Annotated in this window: 16 protein-coding genes; 15 read left to right on the top strand and 1 reads right to left on the bottom strand. The window is 66.3% G+C overall.

The genetic code is table 11. The features are described from left to right. The first annotated feature begins 15 nt into the window (after positions 1-15). The 11 genes from DNX69_RS22660 to DNX69_RS22610 all read left to right on the top strand — a co-directional run bounded on the left by DNX69_RS22660 (position 16) and on the right by DNX69_RS22610 (position 18202). Positions 16-1101, top strand: a complete 1086-nt coding sequence (locus DNX69_RS22660) for a malate/lactate/ureidoglycolate dehydrogenase (RefSeq protein ID WP_110788273.1) — start codon at positions 16-18, stop codon at positions 1099-1101. Positions 1102-1380: 279 nt separating this feature from the next. Further along, positions 1381-2157 (top strand): HpcH/HpaI aldolase family protein, encoded by a 777-nt coding sequence (locus DNX69_RS22655; protein WP_110788272.1) that lies wholly within the window; start codon positions 1381-1383, stop codon positions 2155-2157. Between the two features lie 282 nt (positions 2158-2439). Beyond that, positions 2440-5781, top strand: a complete 3342-nt coding sequence (locus tag DNX69_RS22650; RefSeq protein ID WP_110788286.1) for a DUF2126 domain-containing protein — start codon at positions 2440-2442, stop codon at positions 5779-5781. 25 nt (positions 5782-5806) lie between these two features. Beyond that, positions 5807-8308 carry a circularly permuted type 2 ATP-grasp protein gene (locus tag DNX69_RS22645; protein ID WP_110788271.1) on the top strand — a complete coding sequence of 834 codons (2502 nt, stop codon included), beginning with the start codon at positions 5807-5809 and terminating at the stop codon, positions 8306-8308. Next, complete coding sequence (locus tag DNX69_RS22640; RefSeq protein WP_110788270.1) at positions 8305-9183, top strand: transglutaminase family protein; 879 nt, start codon at positions 8305-8307, stop codon at positions 9181-9183. Before DNX69_RS22645 ends, DNX69_RS22640 begins: the two co-directional genes overlap by 4 nt. A 202-nt stretch (positions 9184-9385) precedes the next feature. Then, positions 9386-9841 carry a cache domain-containing protein gene (locus DNX69_RS22635; protein ID WP_110788269.1) on the top strand — a complete coding sequence of 152 codons (456 nt, stop codon included), beginning with the start codon at positions 9386-9388 and terminating at the stop codon, positions 9839-9841. Positions 9842-9892: 51 nt separating this feature from the next. Next, positions 9893-11596 carry a methyl-accepting chemotaxis protein gene (locus tag DNX69_RS22630; RefSeq protein ID WP_110788285.1) on the top strand — a complete coding sequence of 568 codons (1704 nt, stop codon included), beginning with the start codon at positions 9893-9895 and terminating at the stop codon, positions 11594-11596. 61 nt (positions 11597-11657) lie between these two features. Next, positions 11658-13040, top strand: a complete 1383-nt coding sequence (locus DNX69_RS22625; RefSeq protein WP_110788268.1) for an ethanolamine ammonia-lyase subunit EutB — start codon at positions 11658-11660, stop codon at positions 13038-13040. A 224-nt stretch (positions 13041-13264) separates the two neighbouring features. Continuing rightward, complete coding sequence (gene hpnP / locus DNX69_RS22620; protein ID WP_110788267.1) at positions 13265-14848, top strand: hopanoid C-2 methylase; 1584 nt, start codon at positions 13265-13267, stop codon at positions 14846-14848. A gap of 7 nt (positions 14849-14855) precedes the next feature. Further along, positions 14856-15623 carry an ethanolamine ammonia-lyase subunit EutC gene (gene eutC / locus DNX69_RS22615; protein WP_110788266.1) on the top strand — a complete coding sequence of 256 codons (768 nt, stop codon included), beginning with the start codon at positions 14856-14858 and terminating at the stop codon, positions 15621-15623. 206 nt (positions 15624-15829) lie between these two features. Next, positions 15830-18202 carry an efflux RND transporter permease subunit gene (locus DNX69_RS22610; RefSeq protein ID WP_110788265.1) on the top strand — a complete coding sequence of 791 codons (2373 nt, stop codon included), beginning with the start codon at positions 15830-15832 and terminating at the stop codon, positions 18200-18202. A gap of 78 nt (positions 18203-18280) precedes the next feature. Here DNX69_RS22610 and DNX69_RS22605 read toward each other — a convergent pair whose 3' ends face one another. Then, positions 18281-18784 carry a hypothetical protein gene (locus tag DNX69_RS22605; RefSeq protein WP_110788264.1) on the bottom strand — a complete coding sequence of 168 codons (504 nt, stop codon included), beginning with the start codon at positions 18782-18784 and terminating at the stop codon, positions 18281-18283. Positions 18785-19169: 385 nt separating this feature from the next. Here DNX69_RS22605 and DNX69_RS22600 point away from each other — a divergent pair, with 385 nt between their 5' ends. The 4 genes from DNX69_RS22600 (at position 19170) to hpnE (ending at position 22595) form a co-directional block, all read left to right on the top strand. Further along, the gene (locus DNX69_RS22600) at positions 19170-19409 is read left to right on the top strand and encodes a hypothetical protein (protein ID WP_110788263.1); all 240 of its coding nucleotides are present in this window, start codon (positions 19170-19172) and stop codon (positions 19407-19409) included. Positions 19410-19624: 215 nt separating this feature from the next. Further along, positions 19625-20503, top strand: coding sequence for a squalene synthase HpnC (gene hpnC, locus DNX69_RS22595; RefSeq protein WP_110788284.1), 879 nt, complete (start codon positions 19625-19627; stop codon positions 20501-20503). Further along, positions 20500-21339 (top strand): presqualene diphosphate synthase HpnD, encoded by an 840-nt coding sequence (hpnD, locus tag DNX69_RS22590; protein ID WP_110788262.1) that lies wholly within the window; start codon positions 20500-20502, stop codon positions 21337-21339. The genes hpnC and hpnD overlap by 4 nt, the downstream gene beginning before the upstream one ends. Beyond that, complete coding sequence (gene hpnE, locus DNX69_RS22585) at positions 21339-22595, top strand: hydroxysqualene dehydroxylase HpnE (protein ID WP_110788261.1); 1257 nt, start codon at positions 21339-21341, stop codon at positions 22593-22595. The genes hpnD and hpnE overlap by 1 nt, the downstream gene beginning before the upstream one ends. Positions 22596-22622: the final 27 nt, after the last annotated feature.

Raw genomic sequence — 22622 nt, 5'->3', positions numbered from 1 at the left:
GCGGAGTGCGCCGGCATGGTGACGGTGCAGGTCGATCGGCTGATCGATTTCGTCGCCCAGGTGTTCGAATGCGCGGGCTCGTCCAAAGAGGAAGCGCGGCGGATCGGTTCTTATCTCACCACCGCCAATCTCACCGGCCATGACAGCCACGGCGTGATCCGGGTGCCGGTGTACATCCGCTGGCGCAATGCCGGCGCGGTGCATCCGGATCAGACCGTCGACGTGCCGGTCGATCTGCCATCGCTCGCAGTGGTCGACGGCAAGTTCGGCTATGGCCAGACCGTCGGGCCGCAGGCGGTGCGCATCGGTATCGAGAAGTGCAAGGCGCAGGGGCTGTCGGCGGTGGCGCTGAAGAACGCTGGCCATATCGGTCGGATCGGCGACTGGGCCGAGATGGCCGCCGCCGAAGGGCTGGTGTCGATCCATTTCGTCACCGCCGCGGGCTCGATCCTGGTGGCGCCATTCGGCGGCGTCGAGCGCAGATTGTCGACCGCGCCGTATTGCGTCGGCATTCCGCGCCCCGGCGCGCCGCCGGTGGTGCTCGATCTCGCCACTTCGATCGTCGCGGAGGGCAAGGTGCTGGTCGCGGCGCGCGGCGGCAAGAAGCTGCCGCAGGGCGCGCTGATCAATTCCGACGGCTCCTTGAGCGAAGACCCGGCGACGCTGTATGGCCCGCACGAGAAGGACGGCCCGATCAACCACGCCAACGGCCAGGGCGCGATCCGCGCCTTCGGCGAGCACAAGGGCTCGGGCCTGGCGCTGATCTGCGAACTGCTCGGCGGCGCGCTCACCGGCAACGGCGCGACCGGGCCGAACCGGCCGTTCGCCAACGGCATGTTCTCGATCTATGTCGATCCGAAGAAGATCGATCCTGCACACGTGTTCGACGCCGAAGTCACGCGCTACGTCGATTACTTCAAGAGCGCCAAGCCGATCGCCGGCGTCGATCAGGTTCTGATCCCCGGCGATCCCGAAACACGCATGCGCGCCGAGCGCACCCAAAACGGCGTCCCGCTCCCCGACGACACCTGGGCCGCCATCGTCGCCACCGCCCGCGAAGTCGGCGTCGACGAAGCCGCGATCCAGGCGGCGACGGCGTGATGGATCGCGACCGGCACGACCTCATCCTGAGGAGCCGCGCGCAGCGCGGCGTCTCGAAGGATGGGCCACGCGGCGCGCGCTATCCACGCAGCCCATGGTTCGAGACGGCGCTACGCGCCTCCTCACCATGAGGGATTGTGCTTGGCTGGGTCACATGGCGTCATGCGCTGGCTTGACCCGCGCATCCATCCTCTTTCGCAGGATGGATCGCCGGGTCGAGCCCGGCGATGACAGTGGCGACTAACAACATCGTCTCCATCACAACGCTCGAGGAGCAACATGGCGAACAGGGTGAAGGAATTGTGGGCCGACGGCAAAGTCGTGGTCAACGGCTGGCTGGCGATTCCGTCGGGGTTCTCGGCGGAGGTGATGGCGCAGTGCGGGTTCGACAGCGTCACGGTCGATATCCAGCACGGCGTGCAGGACTATCAATCGATGGTCACCTGCTTCCAGGCGATGCAGGCGCATCCGGTGACGCCGATGGTGCGGGTGCCGTGGAACGAGCCGGGCATCATCGGCAAAGTGCTGGACGGCGGCGCCTACGGGGTGATCTGCCCGATGGTGAACACCAAGGAAGAAGCGGAGAATTTCGTCCAGTATTGCAAGTACCCGCCGCGCGGCACCCGCAGCAACGGTCCGATCCGCGCCGGGCTGTACGGCTCGTCGGGCAATTATCAGGCGACTGCGAACGACGAGACGCTGTGCATCCCGATGATCGAGACCCGCACCGCGGTCGAGAACATGGAAGCGATCCTCGACGTCGAGGGCATCGCCGGCGTCTATATCGGGCCGAGCGATCTCGGCTTTTCCTACGGCCTGGTGCCGAAGCTCGATCGTGACGAGCCGGAGATCCTGAAAATCTACGACAAGCTGTTGAAGGAATGCGACAAGCGCGGCCTGTATCCGGGCATCCACTGCTCCGGCCCCGAAGGCGCCGCCCGCAACATCGCGCTCGGCTTCAAGCTGGTGACGCTGCTCAACGACAGCGGCATCATGGCGATCGGCGCCCGCAGCTGGGTCGCCGAGACGCGGAAGAATTCGGGCGGGAAGGCGTAAGGGCCGGCGTCCATCTCCATTCTCCACCGAGTCGTCTTCCAGAGCCGCCGCCTTCAATCCCCACTCATCGTCATCCTCCGCGAAAGCGGAGGATCCAGTGTTCCAGAGCATTGGTGTTCGGTCGCAGACGCTCTGGGATACTGGGTCGCCCGCCTGCGCGGGCGATGACGGCAGTGTGTGGGGGGCCAGACGCCTTCCGCTTGTGCACCCCTTGCCCTTTGTTAGCGCTTGATCGCCCCGAGTTCCGGTGTTCTGCTCAAATTCAATGCCGGAGCTGCCCTCGTGTCGATCTACGTCGCCCTTCATCACGTCACGCATTACAAATACGACCGCCCGGTCGACATCGGCCCCCAGACCATCCGGCTGCGTCCGGCGCCGCATACGCGGACGCCGATTCTGTCGTATTCGCTGAAGGTCACGCCGGCCAACCACTTCATCAATTGGCAGCAGGACCCGCAAGGCAATTGGCTGGCACGGTTCGTGTTTCCGGAGAAGGCGGACGAACTCAAGATCGAGGTCGATTTCACCGCGGCGATGACGGTGATCAACCCGTTCGACTTCTTCGTCGAAAGCTACGCCGAGAGCTTTCCGTTCTCATATACCGCCGACCTGCAGCACGAGCTGGCGCCGTATCTGGCGACGATCGAGCCGGGGCCGTTGTTCAAAGCCTATCTCGATTCGATTCCGCGCGAGGCCGAAAGCACGGTCAATTTCCTGGTCGATCTCAACGCCAAACTGCGCGAACGGGTCAATTACATCATCCGGATGGAGCCGGGGGTGCAGACCCCGGAAGAGACGCTGGCCAAGAGTGCCGGCTCGTGCCGCGACTCGGCTTGGCTGCTGATCCAGACGCTGCGGCATCTCGGCCTCGCGGCGCGGTTCGTGTCCGGTTACTTGATCCAGCTCCGCCCGGACATCGAGTCGCTCGACGGGCCCAGGGGCGCGGCGCACGACTTCACCGATCTGCACGCCTGGGCCGAAGTGTATCTGCCTGGCGCCGGCTGGGTCGGCTTCGACGTCACCTCGGGATTGCTCGCCGGCGAGGGCCACATCCCGGTCGCCGCCACGCCGCATTATCGCACGGCAGCGCCGATCTCCGGCGTGGTCGGCTTTGCCAATGTCGATTTCAAGTTCGACATGCGGGTCGAACGCATCCGCGAAGCCCCTCGCATCACCAAGCCGTTCTCCGACGAATCCTGGGCGCGGCTCGATGCGCTCGGCGAGAAGGTCGATGCCGATCTGGTCGCGCACGACGTGCGGCTGACGATGGGCGGCGAGCCGACCTTCGTGTCGATCGACGATCTGGAATCGCCCGAGTGGAACGTCGCCGCGGTCGGCGGCGCCAAGCGGATGCTGGCCGACGATCTGATCCGGCGGCTGCGCAGCCGCTTCGCGCCCGGCGGCCTCCTCCATTTCGGTCAAGGCAAATGGTACCCGGGCGAAAGCCTGCCGCGCTGGGCGTTCGGCCTGTATTGGCGCAAGGATGGCGTGCCGATCTGGAACAATGCCGAGCTGATCGCGCCGGTGGTGGGGCAGCGCCCGGCCAAGGTCGAAGAGGCCGAGCAGTTCGCGATCGGGACCGCGAAGCGGCTCGGCATCGACACCGATTACGTGCTGCCGGCCTATGAGGATCCGAACCATTGGCTGCAGAAGGAGGCCGCGCTGCCGCCGAACGTCGACCCGCACGACAACAAGCTCGCCGATCCAGAAGAGCGGGCGCGGATGGCGCGGGTGTTCGACACCGGGCTGAATACGCCGCGCGGTTTCGTGCTGCCGATCCAGGCGTGGAATGCGGAAGCGACGGCGGCGCAGAAGAAGCGTTGGCGCAGCGAGCGCTGGAAGCTGCGCCGCGGCAATCTGTTCTTGCTGCCGGGCGACTCGCCGCTCGGCTTCCGGCTGCCGATCTCGTCGCTGCCGCACATCCCAGAAGACGATTATCCGTTCATCGTGCCGCGCGATCCGCTGGAGCCGCGCGGCACGCTGCCGCTGTTCGCGCCGCCGCCCGCGAACGATGCGGAGCCTGAGCGCGAGCAGATGGCGGTGTTCGAACAAGGCTCGGCCGAGGCGACCACGAACCAGCCGGTCGAGGAGCAGAAGCTGCGCAAAGGCGGCGTGCGCACCGCGATGTCGATCGAGCTGCGCGAGGGCGTGCTGTGCGCCTTCATGCCGCCGACCGAGCGAATCGAGGACTATCTCGAACTGATCGCCGCGGTCGAAGCCACCGCCGAAGAGATGCAGATCCGCGTCCATATCGAAGGCTATCCGCCGCCCTACGATCCGCGCATCGACGTCATCAAGGTGACGCCCGATCCCGGCGTGATCGAGGTCAACATCCAGCCGGCGCAAAACTGGCGTGAGGCGGTGCGCACCACTTTCGGCCTGTACGAGGACGCAGCCCAAGTGCGGCTCGGCGCCAACCGCTTCCTGATCGACGGACGCCACACCGGCACCGGCGGCGGCAATCATGTGGTGGTCGGCGGCTCCAGTCCGGCGGACTCGCCGTTCCTGCGCCGGCCGGATCTGCTCAAGAGTCTGGTGCTGTTCTGGCAGCGGCATCCGTCGCTGTCGTATCTGTTTTCCGGCATGTTCATCGGCCCGACCAGTCAGGCGCCGCGGATCGACGAGGCTCGCCACGATTCGCTGTACGAACTCGAAATCGCGCTGGCGCATGTGCCGCCGCCGGGCGTGAAGGGCCCGCTGTGGCTCGCCGACCGGCTGTTCCGCAATATTCTGGTCGATATCACCGGCAACACGCATCGGGCCGAGATCTGCATCGACAAGATGTATTCGCCGGATAGCCCGACCGGCCGGCTTGGCCTGGTCGAATTCCGCGCGCTGGAGATGCCGCCCGATCCGCGGATGAGTCTGGCGCAGCAGCTTCTGATCCGTGCGCTGATCGCGATGCTGTGGCGCGAGCAGCTCTCCGGCAAGTTCGTGCGCTGGGGCACGGCGCTGCACGACCGCTTCATGCTGCCGCATTATCTGTGGGAGGATTTTCGCGACGTGCTCGGCGAGCTAGGCCGCGCCGGCTATGCGTTCGAGCCGGAGTGGTTCACCGCGCAGCTCGAGTTTCGCTTTCCCGTGTTCGGCAGCGTGTATCACGGCGGTGTCACATTGGAGCTGCGGCAGGCGCTGGAGCCGTGGCATGTGCTCGGCGAAGAGGGCACCGCGGGCGGCACGGTGCGGTTCGTCGACAGTTCGGTGGAGCGATTGCAGGTCAAGGCCGAAGGCTTCGTCGAAGGCCGCCACGTCATCACCTGCAATGGCCGCCGGCTGCCGATGACGCCGACCGCGCGCGCCGGCGAGGCGGTGGCGGCGGTGCGGTTCAAGGCCTGGCAGCCGGCTGCCGGGCTGCACCCGACGATTCCGGTGCATGCGCCGCTGGTGTTCGACATCGTCGACACCTGGAACGGCCGCTCGCTCGGCGGCTGCGTCTATCACGTGGCCCATCCGGGCGGCCGGGCCTACGAGACCAAGCCGGTGAACTCGTATGAAGCCGAGGCGCGGCGGCTGGCCCGGTTCCAGGATCACGGCCATACCCCGGGGCGGATCGATCCGCCGCAGGAAGAACGCACACTTGAATTCCCGCTGACCCTCGACTTGCGCACGCCACTGCTGCATTGAATCCTTCTACATGGGGGATGAGACAATGGCGCAGCAAGGCGGCCCGGCCCGGAAGGCTCGACCGCGCGATCGCAAGGTTGCGCAGTGGAGCCGCGACTATGTGCGCCTGCCTGGCATTCCCGACGAATTCATCGGTGCCGACGGCCAGCCGCGCGCAGTGTGGAGTCGCTATTTCGACGCGTTCGCGGCGTTGTCCTCCGACGAGATCGAGCGCCGCTTCGCCGCCGCCGACCGGCATCTGCGTGACGCCGGCGTCACCTATCGGGCGCCCGGGGACGCGGTGGATCGCGCCTGGCCGCTCAGCCATGTGCCGTTGCTGATCGGTGAGACGGAGTGGCAACAGATCGCCGCCGGCATCGCCCAGCGCGCCACGCTGCTGGAGAGCGTGCTGCAGGACATCTACGGCGACGGCCGGCTGATCGCCGACGGTGCGCTGCCCGCCGCGGCGATTGCCGGCAGCGCGGATTATCTGCGGCCGATGGTCGGGGTGAAGCCACCGGGCGGTCGTTACTTGCATTTCTACGCCGCCGACATCGGGCGCGGGCCGGATGGGCAGTGGTGGGTACTGGGCGATCGCACCCAGGCGCCGTCCGGCGCCGGCTACGCGCTGGAAAACCGCCTGGTGCTGTCGCGCGCCTTCAACGATCTGTATAAATCGATGAATGTCGAGCGCGTCGCGTCGTTCTTCGAAGCGTTCCGCGACAGCCTGCGCGCGATCGCCGATCGCGACGAGCCGCGGATCGGGCTGCTGACGCCGGGCCGGTTCAGCGAGACCTATTTCGAGCACGCCACGCTGGCGCGCTATCTCGGCTTTCTGCTGGTCGAAGGCGACGATCTCGCAGTCGCCGACGATCGTCTGCACATCCGCACCGTCGCCGGCCTGAAGCGGATCGACGTGCTGCTGCGCCGGATCGACGCCAATTCGCTCGATCCGCTGGAGCTGGACGCCTCCTCGCAGCTCGGCGTTGCCGGTCTGACCGACGTTATCCGCAAGGGCGGCGTCGTGGTCGCCAACATGCCGGGCTCCGGCGTGCTCGAAGCCCGCTCGCTGCTCGGTTTCCTGCCGCCGCTGGCGCGCCGGCTGCTCGGCGAAGATCTGAAGATGCCGCACATCGCCACCTGGTGGTGCGGCCAGGCCGCGGCGCGCGAGGAGGTGCTCGACCGGCTCGACGAGTTCGTGATCGAAGGCGCCTACGGCCAGAGCGTGCCGGGCTTCTCGCATCACGGTCCGGTGCTGCCTGGCGAATTGCCGCCGGTGGTGCGCGATCATCTGCGCGACGCCATCGCAGCCCGCGGGCTCGACTACGTCGCTCAGGAGCAGGTGCGGCTGTCGACCACGCCGGTATGGGACGACGGCAAGCTGGCGCCGCGGCCGTTCGTGCTACGGGTGTTCGCCGCCGCCACCGAACAGGGCTGGGCGGTGATGCCCGGCGGGTTCTGCCGCATCGCCGACCGGCTCGACTCGCGCGCGGTGTCGATGGGCGAGGGCGCCCGCGCCGCCGACGTCTGGGTGGTGGCCGATCATGCGGTCGAGCCGTCGTCGCTGCTGCCGGCGGTCGACAGCGTCCGCATCCGCCGCATCACCGGCGTGCTGCCGAGCCGGGCCGCCGACAATCTGTTCTGGCTCGGCCGCTATCTCGAGCGCGCCGAAGCGACGCTGCGGCTGCTGCGCGCGCTGAGCGCGCCGCAGCGCGATCCCGGAAAGGGGCCGTTGCACCACGCCATCGAGAAGATCCAGCGGCTGCTGATCGCCTGGGGTGCAACCTCGCTGGGGCCCCGCGCCCAGACCGCCAAGATCGCCGCCGACGCGCTGCAGAGCCCGGATGAGTTCGGCTCGGCACTGTCGCTGATCCGCGCCGCCCAGCGCAACGCCTCGTCGCTGCGCGAGCGGCTGTCGCCGGACGCCTGGCACGTCATTACCCAGATGGAAGCGCGCCTCGCGGTACCGGTCGAGGGTGAAGAAGCGGTGGTCCAGGCCGCCGACGTGGCGCTGCAGGAACTGGCTGGTTTCTCCGGCCTGTCGCACGAGAACATGAACCGCGCCGCCGGGTGGCGCTTCCTGCGGATCGGCCGCCGCATCGAGCGGGCCGTCAACACCGCCCGGTTCGCCCGGCAGTTCTCCTGCGACGGCGCGACCTCCGAAGACCTCGACGTGCTGCTGACCCTGGTGGATTCGCAGATCACCTACCGGTCGCGCTATCTGCTGGCGCCACTACTGGCGCCGGTCCGGGATCTCGCGGTGCTCGATCCCTACAATCCACGTTCGGTGGCGTTCCAGGTCGAAGAACTCAACGACCACATCGCCAGCCTGCCGGCGCTACACGAAGGCGGCCTGATCGAACGGCCGCAGCGGCTCGCAGTGTCGGCGCTGGCAAATCTGACCGCGGCCGAGGCCGAGGCGATCGACGCCTCCTGGCTGTTCAGTCTGGAGCAGGACCTGCTCGGTCTCGCCGAGGCGGTCGGCGCGCACTACTTCCCGCACGGCGCCAGCGCGATGCGCCCGGAAAAGCTGACGGGGCTGGCGTGATCTACGACATTCGCCACGTCACGACCTACTCCTATGGCAGCCAGGTCAGCTTCGCCCGCTGTTCGCTGCGGCTGAAGCCGCTTGCCGATGCCGATCAGCGGCTGCTGTCGCACGCGATCGAGATCAAGCCGCGGCCGGCCGTGCGCACTGCTCGGACCGATTATTTCGGCACGCTGACCGAAAGTATCGTGATCGATGCGCCGCACCGCGTCTTGCGGATCGACAGCCGGTCGCGGGTCGAGGTGACGCGGCAGCCGCCGCCGCGCGATTCTGGTAGTCAGCCGTGGGAGGCTGCGCGTGACGCCGCGCTCACCAGCCCGAGTCTCGGTGCGGCCTCGCCGGTCGGCTACGTATTTTCCAGCCCGCTGGTACCGATCCAGTCGGCGGTAACGCGCTACGCGGCGCACAGCTTTCCCCCTGGTCGCGGCGTGCTCGCCGGCGCCGCCGAACTGATGCGGCGGATCCGCACCGAATTCCGCTACGATCCCAAGGCGACGGTCATCTCGACCCCGCTGGCCGAAGTGTTCGAGAAGCGCCACGGTGTCTGCCAGGACTTCGCTCATGTGATGATCGCTGGTCTGCGCGGGCTGGGGCTGCCGGCCGCCTACGTCAGCGGTTACTTGCGGACCTATCCGCCCAAAGGGCAGGAGCGGCTGCAGGGCGCCGACGCCACCCACGCCTGGGTCTCGGTGTGGTGCGGCAATGAACTCGGCTGGATCGGATTTGACCCGACCAACGATCTTCTGGTCGGAACCGACCACATCGTCCTGGCGATCGGCCGGGACTTCTCGGACGTCTCGCCGGTCGACGGTGTCATCGTCGGCTCGCGCCGGCAGAAACTCTCGGTTGCGGTCGACGTCATACCAATCGAGTAACCACTCGGACGGTCTCAGTTCGTCCCGAATGTCCGCTGCCGTACCGGCGAGCCGATAAAATCAGTAGATTTCCCAGTTAGTTATTAGTTCGAAGGCCGATCGCCTGGTAACAACCCGAGGTAGTTGTTTAACACTACGTTCGCGTTTGAACGTCAGTGTGACCGGGCATTGAACCTGTGGTCTTTCCAGGAGGACATCTCCAATGAACAAGCACATCCTTGCCGTCGCCGCCGCAGCCGCGATGGCCTTTGCCGCCGCCCCCGCCGTCGCCGGCGCGAGCAAGGACGACGCCATTGCGATGGTCAAAAAAGCCGTCGCCGCGATCAAGGCCGATGGCGCCGACAAGGTTTATCCGACGATCAGCGACCGCGGCGGTCCGTTCGTCAAGGATGATCTCTACGTCGTGGTTTACCAGCTCGACGGAAAGGTATTGGCGCACGGCGCCAACGCCAAGTTCGTCGGCAAGGATATGATCGAGGCGCAGGACGTCGACGGCAAGTTGTACGTCAAGGAGCGTGTCGAACTGGCCGCCAAGCAGCCGTCGTTCTGGCAGGACTACAAGTTCGTCAATCCGGTCAGCAAGAAGGTCGAACCCAAAGAGATGTACTGCGAGCGGCTGGAAAACACCGCCGTCTGCGCCGGCGTCTACAAGATGTGACCTCTGCCGGTCACGCTCGATCGCCGCGGAATGGATATCGGAACATCGTTGATGACAAGCTGGATTAAACACATCGGGTTGTCGTGGAAGGTCCAGCTTGCTCCGGCATTCCTCGTCGTGGTGATGATCGCGATCGGCGCCTTTGCGCTGCAGTCGCTGCGCGCTAATCAGCAAAACGTCGACAAGCTGGTGTCCGGCCCGGTCAGGCTGTCGGAGCTCGCGGCCGACCTCAACAACACCGCCTGGACCGCGCACGCCAAGCTGTACCGGATGGCCGCGACCGCGGCGAACGAGACCGACGCGGCCAAGCTCGCTCAGGTGATCAAGGAAGCGTCCGCCGGCATCGGTCAGATCCCGGCTTCGCTCGGTGAAGTCGAGAAGGCGCTCGGCGCCGACGCCGCCAAGCCGTCGTTTCAGAAATTGAAGGCGGCGGTTGCCGCCTATCAGAAACAGGCCAAGAACGCGGTCGAGATGGCCGACGGCGACGCCGGCTCGGCGATGCTGTTCATCAAGAGCGCGGAAAAGAGCTTCGGCGAGATCGACCGGCAGATCAGCGATCTGCTGCTGTCGACGGCCGACACGCGCGACCGCGAGATTGCGCAGACCGGAATCGCGCTCGATCGCGAACAATTGGTGCTCGGCAGTATCCTCGCCGTGGCGTCGTTGGTCGGTATCGCATTCTCGTTCCTGATCGGCCGCAGCATTGCCCGACCGGTGACGGCGATGAGCGGCGCGATGCGCGAACTGGCGACTGGCAATTTCGAGGTGCAGTTGCCTGGTCTCGAACGCGGCGACGAAGTCGGCCAGATGGCGCGCGCCGTGGAGGAGTTCAAGCTTCAGGCGGTTGCGAAGGCCGAACGGGAACAGGCGGAACGCCAGCGACAAGATCGCGAGGCCGCCGAGGCCAGGCGCGCCGAGCTGCATCAGCTCGCCGACAGCTTCGAGGCCGCGGTCGGTCAGATCGTCGAACAGGTCGGCATCGCTTCGCAGGCGCTGGAAGCCTCCGCCGGCGCCCTTGCCAAGGGCAGTGCCGAGACCCAGCAGCTCGCCACCACGGTCGCGGCATCGTCGTCGCAGACGTCGAACAACGTGCAATCGGTGGCGTCGGCCACCGAAGAGATGACCGCCTCGGTCGAGGAGATCAGCCGTCAGGTCAGCGAGTCCCGCAAGATCGCCGACGAGGCGGTGCAGCAGGCCGAACAAACCGATGCGCGGATCGCCAAGCTGGCGCAAGCGGCCAACCGGATCGGCGACGTCACCCAGCTGATCACCACCATCGCCGGCCAGACTAATCTGCTGGCGCTCAACGCCACCATCGAATCCGCTCGTGCCGGCGAGGCCGGCCGCGGTTTCGCCGTGGTGGCGCAGGAGGTCAAGGCGCTGGCTGAGCAGACCGCCAAGGCCACCGACGAAATCAGCGCGCAGATCGCCGAGATGCAGGCGGCCACCCGCGAGTCGGTGGTGGCCATCAAGGAGATCGGCGGCACCATTGGCAAGATCGCCCATATTTCGTCGACGATTGCGGCGTCGGTCGATGAGCAGGGCAGCGCCACCCAGGAGATTGCCCGCAGCGTGCAGCAGGCAGCGGTCGGCACCAATCAGGTTGCGGCCAGCATCGGCAACGTCAACCGCGGCGCCGCCGACACCGGCGCGGCTTCGGACGAGGTGCTGACCTCGGCTCAGATGTTGTCCAACGAGAACAATCGGCTACGCGCCGAGGTGACTAAATTTCTCGCAACCGTGCGGGTCGCCTGACGCACGCGGCTTTGCTACGCTCCGGCCTGAGCTGCAATCGCAGCACTTGGCCGGAGACGCCATGATCTACCGCCACAGCATCGGCAACGTCTCGTTTGTGTTCGAAGACCTGCGCGACCTGCTCGCCAAGGCGAGCCCGCCGCGCTCCGGCGATCGTCTTGCCGGCATTGCCGCCGACAGCGCCGAGCAGATGGTTGCGGCGCGGATGGCGCTAGCCAATCTGCCGCTGCGGCAATTCCTGTCCGAAATGGTGATCCCTTACGAGGCCGACGAAGTGACGCGGCTGATCGCCGATCGTCACGACGCGGCGGCGTTCGTGCCGGTGGCCTCGCTCACCGTCGGCGGCTTTCGCGACTGGCTGCTGTCGGACGCCGCGACGCCGTCATCACTGGCCGCGCTGGCGCCGGGGCTGACGCCCGAAATGGTCGCCGCGGTGTCGAAGCTGATGCGCAATCAGGATCTGATCCTGGTGGCGAAGAAATGCAGCGTCGTCACCCGCTTCCGCAACACCATCGGGCTGCCGGGCCGGCTGAGCGTGCGGCTGCAGCCGAACCATCCGTTCGACGACGCCCGCGGCATCACCGCATCGATTCTCGACGGCCTGCTGCTCGGCGCCGGCGACGCCTGCATCGGTATCAATCCGGCGAGCGACGACCCGGCCGTGCTCGGCCAGTTGGTGCGGCTGCTCGACGACATCATCGCGCGGCTGGCGATCCCGACGCAGAGTTGTGTGCTCACCCACGTCACCACCACGCTGCGCCTGATGGAGCAGGGGGCGCCGGTCGATCTGACGTTCCAGTCGATCTCCGGCACCGAGGCCGCCAACCGCAGCTTCGGCATCGATCTGGCGCTGCTTGCGGAGGCGCATCAGGCGACGCTGGCGCAGAAGCGTGGCACCGTCGGCGACAACGTGATGTATTTCGAGACCGGGCAGGGCTCGGCGCTGTCGGCGAACGCGCATCACGGTGTCGATCAGCAGACCTGCGAGGCGCGCGCCTATGCGGTGGCGCGGGCGTTCTCGCCGCTGCTGGTCAACAGCGTGGTCGGCTTCATCGGTCCGGAATATCTGTACGACGGCAAGCAGATCGTGCGGGCCGGCCTGGAGGATCATTTCTGCGGCAAGCTGCTCGGCCTGCCGCTCGGCGTCGACATCTGCTACACCAACCATGCCGAAGCCGATCAGGACGACATGGATACGCTGTTGACGCTGCTCGCAGCCGCGGGCGTCAATTTCATCATGGGCGTGCCCGGTGCCGACGACGTGATGCTCAACTACCAGTCGACCTCGTTTCACGATGCGCTGTATGTTCGCGATCTGCTCGGGCTGAAACGCGCGCCGGAGTTCGACGATTGGCTTGTCCGTGCCGGCTTTGCCGGACCGGATCACCGCCCGCTGACGGACGGTGTCCTGCTGCCGGACATCGCCGCGCGTTTGATCGCCTGACGGCGCCGCTTGGACAGACACCCCGACAAGAATCGCTGGCCGCTCCGCTGGCCCCGTGATTAGATCATGCCTCGCGGCCGCGCTCGGGAACTTCAGAGCCGAGGGGAACCGGTTGCGACTCTCGTGGTTGTATTGGACTTGCCGTTTTTGGGGCCGGTGGTCGAACCGTGCGGGCGATCGCTGCAACCAACTCGGGACAGCGTGACGTTCGCGGGGAAAGTTCGATGAGAGCCGAGTCGGGGCAAACCAGTCGTCGCATACTGTGTGTCTTCCCGCGCTACACCAAGTCCTTCGGTACGTTTCAGCACTCCTATCCGCTGATGGACGACGTTGCGGCCTTCATGCCGCCGCAGGGGCTGCTGGTGATCGCAGCCTATCTGCCCGAGGAATGGCAGGTTCGCTTCGTCGACGAGAACATCCGTCCGGCCACCGAGCAGGATTTCACCTGGGCGGAGGCGGTGTTCGTCAGCGGCATGCACATCCAGCGGCAGCAGATGAACGACATCTGCCGGCGCGCGCATGATTTCGATCTGCCAGTGGCGCTCGGCGGCCCTTCGGTCAGCGCCTGCCCGGACCACTACCCGAATTTCGACTATTTGCATGTCGGCGAACTCGGCGACGCCACCGATCAATTGATCGCGAAGCTGTCGCAGGACGTCGCGCGGCCGAATCGCCAGATCGTTTTCACCACCGAAGACCGCCTCGATATGACGCTGTTTCCGATTCCGGCCTACGAGCTGGCGGAATGCAGCAAATATCTGCTCGGCAGCATCCAATATTCGTCGGGCTGCCCATATCAGTGCGAATTCTGCGACATTCCGGGCCTGTACGGCCGCAATCCGCGGCTCAAGACGCCCGAGCAGATCATCACCGAGCTCGACCGCATGGTCGAATGCGGCATCCGCGGTTCGGTGTATTTCGTCGACGACAATTTCATCGGCAACCGCAAGGCGGCGCTCGATCTGCTGCCGCATCTGGTCGAATGGCAGAAGCGCACCGGCTTTCAGCTGCAGCTCGCCTGCGAGGCGACCTTGAACATCGCCAAGCGTCCCGAAATTCTCGAGCTGATGCGCGAGGCGTATTTCTGCACGATCTTCTGCGGCATCGAAACGCCGGATCCGACCGCGCTGAAAGCGATGCACAAGGACCACAACATGATGGTCCCGATCCTCGAAGGCGTGCGGACGATCTCGAGCTACGGCATCGAGGTGGTGTCGGGCATCATTCTCGGCCTCGACACCGACACGCCGGAGACCGGCGAATTCCTGATGCAGTTCATCGAGCAGTCGCAGATCCCGCTGCTCACCATCAATCTGCTGCAGGCGTTGCCGAAGACGCCGCTGTGGGACCGGCTGGAGCGCGAGGGCCGGCTGGTCCACGACGACAACCGCGAGTCCAATGTCGACTTCCTGTTGCCGCACGATCAGGTGGTGGCGATGTGGAAGGACTGCATGGCGCGAGCCTACCAGCCCGAGGCGCTGCTGAGGCGCTACGCGTATCAGATCGAGCACGCTTATGCGACGCGGCTCCATCCTGCGACGCCGCAGCGTGCATCGAAGGCCAACATCAAGCGTGCCCTGATCATGTTGCGCAACATCATCTGGCAGATCGGTGTTCGCGGCGATTACAAGCTGGTGTTCTGGAAGTTCGCGCTGCAGCGGTTGATCCGCGGCGACATCGAGAACCTGCTGCTGGTGATGGTGGTGGCGCATCATCTGATCATCTACGCGCGCGAAGCCTCGCGCGGCCACGCCAATGCCTCCAACTACTCCCTGCGCCTGCGGGAAGCGGCCGTGCCGGCCGAATAGGACTGCTATGACTTCACCCGCCACTCCGCCGCGCTCGCTTGCCGAGCTGCGCCGTCTCACTCCGGCCCGCGTCGCCCTTGGCCGCGCCGGCGCCAGCCTGCCGACTGAGGCGCTGCTGGATTTCACCCTGGCCCACGCCCGCGCCCGAGACGCCGTCCATGCCGGCTTCGATGCCGCGGCCATCGCCGGCGAGCTGCAGGCGATCGGCCTGCCGGCTTTGCAGGTGGCGAGCCGCGCCGCGGACCGCCGCGACTATTTGGCCCGGCCCGACCTTGGCCGCCAACTGGATCCGACCTCGCGCGACTCGCTGGCCGGTGTCCTGCAAGGGGGCGATGTCGCACTGGTGGTCGGCGATGGCCTGTCGCCCGTTGCTGTGGCGGCGCAGGCCGCAGGCGTGGTGCGACAACTGTTGCCGCGGCTCGCTGCGGCCCGGATCAGCATCGGCGCCGCAGTGGTCGCGACCGGTGCCCGAGTTGCGCTGGGCGACGAAATCGGCGCCGCACTCGGCGCCCGGATGGTGCTGGTGCTGATCGGCGAACGGCCTGGACTGTCGGCGCCGGCCAGCCTTGGTGCCTATCTGACCTTCGGGCCGCGCGCCGGGCTCACCGACGCCGACCGCAACTGCGTCTCCAACATCCATGACGCCGGTATCTCGGCGGATGAGGCGGCGCACAAGATCGCCTGGCTGGTGCGCGAGGGATTGGTGCGCGAGGCGACCGGCGTCATCCTCAAGGACGAGAGCGGCAGCCCGATTCCGGAGCTGCCGTCGCCTTGATCCGAGGCGATCGGAAAACTCGCAAGCGGACCGCGAATCTGTTGGATTCCGGTTCCCAGTCTCGATGCCGAAGGGCGGTCGGTCCGAGCCTGCGCACGTGGTGAATTGCTGCATGTCCGAGGACCTGGATGCCGGGCGATGCGACGCTGTCGTATTCGTGCCGGGAATTCTGGCTAGGACGAGCGATCGACAGGACGGAATAGCGCATGCTGGATAAAAACGTGAACGATGCCGAAGTCGCGGAATTGAAGCGGCGGCGGGTCAGCATCGCCTTTGGCCTGGAGCGGCTTGGCCTAATCCCGCTACGCGCGCCGGTGGTGTCCTGCATCATCCTGCTGGCGCTGATCGTCGGTGCGGTGTTCGGCATCGAGCGGATCAAGATCGATGACTCCCTCAGCCAGCTGTTCCGCTCCGACACCAAGGAGTTCAAGCAGTACGAGGAGGTCACCAAGCGGTTTCCGTCGACCGAGTTCGACGTGCTGCTCGTGGTGGAAGGCAAGGATCTGCTGGCACGGGACAATCTTGAGAAACTGCGCGACACCGTCACCGACCTGCAACTGATCGACGGCGTGCGCGGCCTGATCTCGCTGTTCTCGGCGCGGCAGGCGCCGGAGCCCGGCAAGCTGCCGGCGGCGCTGTTTCCGCCCGATCTGCCGGAAGGCGACGCCTACGACCAGTTCATCCAGACGGTGAAGAGCAACGAGATCATCCGTGGCAAGCTGTTGTCCGAGGACGGCACGCTGGCGCTGGTGGTGCTGTCGCTCGATCCCAAGGTGGTGGGCGACACCACCCGGCTGCGCGCGACCATCGGCGAAATGCGCAAGACGATGGACCAGGATCTCGAGGGCTCCGGATTAACGCGTGAGTTGTCCGGCGTGCCGGTGATGCAGCTCGAAATCCGCAACGCGGTCGAGCGCGACGGCCTGATCTACAACGTCGCCGGCATCCTCGCCGGTTGCGTCATCGCCATCCTGTTCTTCCGCAAGATCTCGTTCATGGTGGTGGCGGCGTTTCCGCCGCTGCTGGCGATCCTGCTGGCGCTCGGCGTGCTGGGCTGGGCCGGCTTCAGCCTCAACATGTTCCTCAACGTGATGACGCCGCTGATCATGGTGATCAGCTTCTCGGACTCGATGCAGCTCACCTTTGCTGCACGAGACCGGCTGATCGCCGGCGAGGACAAATACACCGCGTTCAAGAACGCGGTGCTGGTGGTCGGGCCGGCCTGCGTGCTGACCCACGCGACCGCCGGCATTTCCTTCATCGCGCTGCAATTCTCCAATTCTGATCTGATCCGCGCATTCGGCGAGGCCGGCCTGCTCGCCACCGTGCTGGCGCTGATCGCGGTGCTGACGCTGGTGCCGGTGTTCGGCGTGCTGCTGGTCAGGCACGAAGAGGCGTTCGCGGCCAAGTTCCAGAGCGGCGATCTCGGCGTCAACGCGCTGCGGCGGTTCTGCGCCTTCATCGCGGTGCGGATGGTCGGCCGTCCTGGCCTGTTCAGCCTCCTGGCGGTGCTGGTGGTCGGCGGACTGTCGGTGATCTACGCCAATCTCGAGCCGCGCTACCGCCTGGCCGATCAGGTGCCCGACCGCGAACAGGCGGTGCAGGCCAGCAGCCGGCTCGACGCCAAGCTGACCGGCGCCAATCCGATCGACGTGCTGATCGAATTTCCCAAGGGCGAGACGCTGTATTCGCCGCAGACCTTGCAGATCATCGCCCAGGTCCACGCGACGGTCGAGAAGCAGGCCGGCGTCGGCAACGTCTGGTCGCTGGAGACGCTGCGACGCTGGCTCGCCGAGAAGGCGCATACCACCAGCGTCGACACGTTGAAGGAGTACGTCGACCTGTTGCCGCAGAGTCTGGTCCGTCGCTTCATCGCCGAGGATCAGACCGCCGTGGTGGTCTCCGGCCGCGTGCCCGATCTCGATTCCAGCCAGATCCTTCCGGTGGTGGAGAAGCTCGACCATGCGCTCGACAAGCTGCGCGCCGAGCACCCGGGTTACGAGATCGCGGTCACCGGCCTGTCGGCGATCGCCGCGCGCAACAGCGCCGATATGATCTCCAAACTCAACCACGGCCTCACCATCGAGTTCGCGCTGGTGGCGGTGTTCATCGGCCTGGCGTTCCGGTCGGTGGTGGTGATGCTGGCCTGCATCCTGCCGGGCATCTTCCCGGTGGTGCTGTCCGGAACGATGCTGTGGGTGATGGGGGAGGGGCTGCAATTCGCCAGCGTGGTGGCGCTGACGGTGTCGTTCGGTCTCGGCTTGTCGGCCACCATCCACTTCCTCAACCGGCTGCGGCTGGAGAGCCCGCCGGGCGTCAGCGCCGCGCAGGCGGTCGAACGCGCCACCGTGCTGGTGGGACCGGCGCTGATCCTCACCACCGTGGTGCTGGCCTGTGGCCTCGGCGTCACCGTGTTCTCGGATCTGCCGTCGCTGCGGCTGTTCGGCTGGCTCAGCGCGTTCGCGATGGTGGCGGCGCTGATCGCCGACCTGTTCATCCTGCGTCCGACCGCGATGTGGCTGATCGCCACCGCACAGCGCCTGCGCGGCGGGCGCCATCGCGCAGGGCCGGTGGTTTAGAATCATCCACGCGAACAAAAGCCCCCGGATCGCAAGATCCGGGGGCTTTGTGATTCAGAGCGTCGGCCGAGTGTTCGGTCAGCCGCGCGTCATCGAGATGTTGACGCCGCGGATCTCGCCCTTGGAACTGATCGCCACCGATTGCTTGTTGCCGCGGGTGGTGAGCGAGATGCTGGCGGCGAAGCCCGCGGCTTCGACGAACACTTCGATGTGGCCGCCGCCGGCCTTGCCCTGCAGGCTGCCGTTGACGTTGCGGCTGGCTTCGCTCCAGTTACCGGAGATGCGGTCGCCGCTGCTGGCGACGTCGGCCGACAAGTCGAACTTGTAGCTGTCGCTGGCGCAACGCAGCGTTTGGGTCAACTGGTTGCCGCCGCTGCCGACCCGATAGGTCGCCTTGCAGCGGATCCGCTCCTTGGTGCCGTCCGACAGCGCCACTGTTCCGCTGCCCGACCACGATCCTTCGAACCCGGCGAACGGTCCGGAGTCCGCGACCGCGGCCGATGCCGACAGCATCATCGCGGCGCCGAGCCCGGCTGCCTTCAACGCGTGGAGGGAGGAAGTGGAGGAACGAAGCAGGCGCATTCTGGCCATCCTTGAGTCGCTTGGTGACGACCTTGCGTCACGTCGCTGGTTAGTGTGTTCGCCTCACGGCAGGTTCAAATCAAATAGTGACGCCGACCCCCCACACCAAGCGCATGCTCATGCTGTTCCGCTGCGCCCGCCGCGGAACTATCGCATTTGCATCAAATCGGCAACGCTTCGACAAAAAGCCACTGGTATTGCGTGCCTTTCAGCAGCATCGCCGCGTTGACGCGTGCGTCGGCACTAATTTGGCCGTATTTGTCTCCTTGATCGACACATCATACCGTTGTGCCGATCGTGCGTGCGTCCCGCGATTCTTTCATGCGGCGCCATTGATGTGATCGAGAACGGGTTTCGAACCCCAAGCCCATATCGAAGGAAGACAATGCAAAAGACCTTGGTTGCGCTCGCGTTGCTGCTCGTTTCGATGTCCTCCGGTGCCTATGCCCAGCAACCGCAGCGTAGCGGCACCGAAGCCGAGCAGAAGGCCTGCTCGCGCGACGTGTCCCGTTTCTGCCGCTCGGTGATGGAGCAGAGCGATCTGGTGATTCTGTCCTGCCTGCAGCAGAATCGCCCGAAGATCAGCAAGGCCTGCAACCAGGTGTTGGTCAGCCACGGCCAGTGAGGCGGTGAGCCGGCGGCCGCCGCCGGGCCGTTTTCGGCCCGGTTCGGCGGTTCCGGCGGCGATCCGGGCAAAACTGCGGCCCGGACATCCTCCGTCAAGATCGTTGGTTTAGCCGGCGATTTCCCTTATATGGCGTCGCGAACGGTGCGCCCGGCTCCGCTGGGTGCGGCCGTTCGCTTTTTTTCGTCACCAAACCAAGTGTTTAGCCAGTGCCGATGACGACTGCGAGCGAGCTTCGATCGGGTAAGACCCACCGGGACGAGAATTTCCCGGTCGCGTCGTGGATCATCCATCCGCGGCACCGTGACCTGATTCTGGCGTTCTACAATTTCGTCCGGACCGCCGACGACATCGCCGACCACGCGATGCTCGATGCCGCCACCAAGCTGGAATATCTCGACCTGCTCGAAGCCGAGCTGCTCGGCCGCGGCGAGACCCAGGCCGAAGCGGTGCATCTGCGCCGGGCGCTGGCGGAGCGCGGCATGCCGCCGCGCCATGCGCTCGATCTGCTGATCGCGTTCCGGATGGACGTCACCAAGCTGCGCTACGAGGATTGGGACGAGGTCATTCATTACTGCCGCTATTCGGCGATGCCGGTCGGCCGCTTCATGCTCGACGTCCACGGCGAAAGCACCGCGACCTGGCCGGCGTCCGATGCGCTGTGCGCCGGGCTTCAGATCAACAATCACCTGCAGGATTGCGGCAAGGACTATCGCACCCTCAACCGCGTGTATCTGCCGCGCGACGTGCTCGATGCCGCCGGCGCCAAGGTCGAGGACCTCGGTCTGCCGAAGGCGTCGCCGGCGCTGCTGAAGTGCCTGCAGGGGCTTGCGACCCGGACCGCGTCGCTGCTCGGCGACGGCCGGCCGCTCGCCGCCGAGATCAAGGATTTCCGGCTCGGCCTCGAAGTCTCGGTGATCCAGGCCTATGCCGACCGCATCGTCGGGATGCTGCAGACCCGCGATCCGCTCAGCGAGCGCGTGCACCTGAAGCCGATCGAATTCGCCACCGCCAGCTTCGGCGCGATGGGCTCCGAGATCTTCCGCCGCAGCTTCGGGAAGGGACCGGTGTCGCATCCGGCGCCGCGCGCATGACCGTTCACGCCACGCCGGAGCCGGCCGCGCATCAAGGCGTCGCGCTTGGTAGCTCGTTCTACGCCGCGATGCGCATCCTGCCGCGCCCGCAGCGCGAGGCCATGTTCCAGGTCTACAGCTTCTGCCGCTTCGTCGACGACATCGCCGATTCCGATCGGCCGCGCGAGGTGCGCGTCGCCGAGCTGCAGCAATGGCGCGACGACATCGCGGCGCTGTATCGCGGCGCGCCGTCGCCGCGGCTCGCGGACTATCAGGAATCGCTGCGCACCTTCGGGCTGAAGCGCGAGGATTTCGAGGCGATCATCGACGGCATGGAGATGGATGTCGACGCCGACATCCGTGCGCCGGACGAAGCCACGCTCGATCTGTACTGCGATCGCGTCGCCAGTGCGGTGGGGCGGCTGTCGGTGCGGATCTTCGGTCTGCCGGAAGGCGACGGCATCGAGCTGTCGCATCATCTCGGCCGCGCCCTGCAGCTCACCAACATCCTGCGCGACATCGACGAGGATGCCGGCATCGGCCGGCTGTATCTGCCGAGCGAGCTGCTGCACAAGGCCGGTATCACCGCTACCGATCCGCGCGTGGTCGCGGCGCATCCGGCGCTGCCGAACGTCTGTGCGCCGCTGGTGGAGCGCGCGCTTTCGCATTTCGCCGCCGCCGACAAGGTGATGAACCGCAATCCGCGCCGGCTGGTGAAGGCTCCCCGCATCATGGGCAAGTACTACTACGCGATCCTGCAGCTTCTGATCGCGCGCGGTTTCGCAGCGCCGCGCGCTCCGGTGAAGCTCGGCAAGGCCTCGAAGATCGCCATCCTGCTGCAATACGCGATCGTGTGATGTCGAAAACAGTTCACGTCATCGGTGCGGGAATCTCCGGTCTTGCGGCCGCGACCCGGCTCGCCCGCGCCGGCCTCATTGTCCACGTCCATGAAGCGATGCAGCAGGCCGGCGGCCGCTGCCGCTCGTATTTCGACGCCCAGACCGGGCTGGTGATCGACAACGGCAATCACCTGCTGCTGTCCGGCAATCACGCTGCCTGCGCGTATGCGCGCGCGATCGGCACCGAGGCCGGGCTGGTCGGCCCGGAGCGTGCCGAGTTCGACTTCATCGACCTGCCGACCGAGGCGCGCTGGCGGCTCAAGCTCGGCGGCGGCAAGCTGCCGCTGTGGCTGTTCGATGCGAGTAGCCGCGTGCCGGATACGTCGATCGGCGATTACCTCGGCCTGATGCCACTGTTGTGGGCGCCGACCACCAAGCTGATCGGCAACACCATCAAATGCTCCGGCCCGCTGTACGACCGGCTGGTGGCGCCGCTGTTGCTCGCTGCGCTCAACGTCGATCCGCCGGAAGGCTCCGCCGGGCTCGCCGGTGCGGTGGTGCGCGAGACGCTACTGGCCGGCGGCAAGGCTTGCCGGCCGCTGATCGCCCGCGACGGTCTGTCCGCCGTGCTGGTCGAGCCGGCAGTGGCGCAGCTCGCCGCCACCGGCCCCGGCGTGCGGTTCGGTCACGAGCTGCGGGGGCTGACCCCGGCCGGCGACCGCGTCGGCGCGCTGCAGTTCGGCGGCGAGGATGTCGTCACCCTTGGTCCGGACGATGCGGTGGTGCTGGCGGTGCCGCCGCGCCCGGCGGCGTCGCTGCTGCCTGGGCTGAAGACCCCGCAGGAATACCGCGCCATCGTCAACGCGCATTTCAACTATGCGCCGCCGCCCGGCATGCCGGCCCTGACCGGGGTGATCGGCGGGGTGGTGGAGTGGCTGTTCGCGTTCCCGAACCGGCTGTCGGTGACGATCAGCAACGGCGACCGCCTGGTCGAGGCGCCGCGTGAGCAGCTCGCGGCCGAAATCTGGGGCGAAATCTGCAAGATCGCCGGCATCTCCGCCAATCTGCCGCCGTGGCAAATTGTCCGCGAGCGCCGCGCCACATTCGCCGCTACACCGGCGCAGAACGCCCTGCGCCCCGGGCCTGTCACCCAGTGGAGAAACCTATATCTCGCTGGCGATTGGACTGATACGGGGTTACCGGCGACCATCGAAGGATCGGTCCGATCCGGCAACCGTGCCGCAGACTTGGTGCTGGCAGCCGGTCGCGCCTGATCCACCCCCACAACGGAGACTCAGCAG

This window comes from Rhodopseudomonas palustris (assembly GCF_003226555.1).
GTDB lineage: Bacteria > Pseudomonadota > Alphaproteobacteria > Rhizobiales > Xanthobacteraceae > Rhodopseudomonas > Rhodopseudomonas palustris_I.
This window is presented reverse-complemented; position numbering and strand designations above follow the sequence as displayed.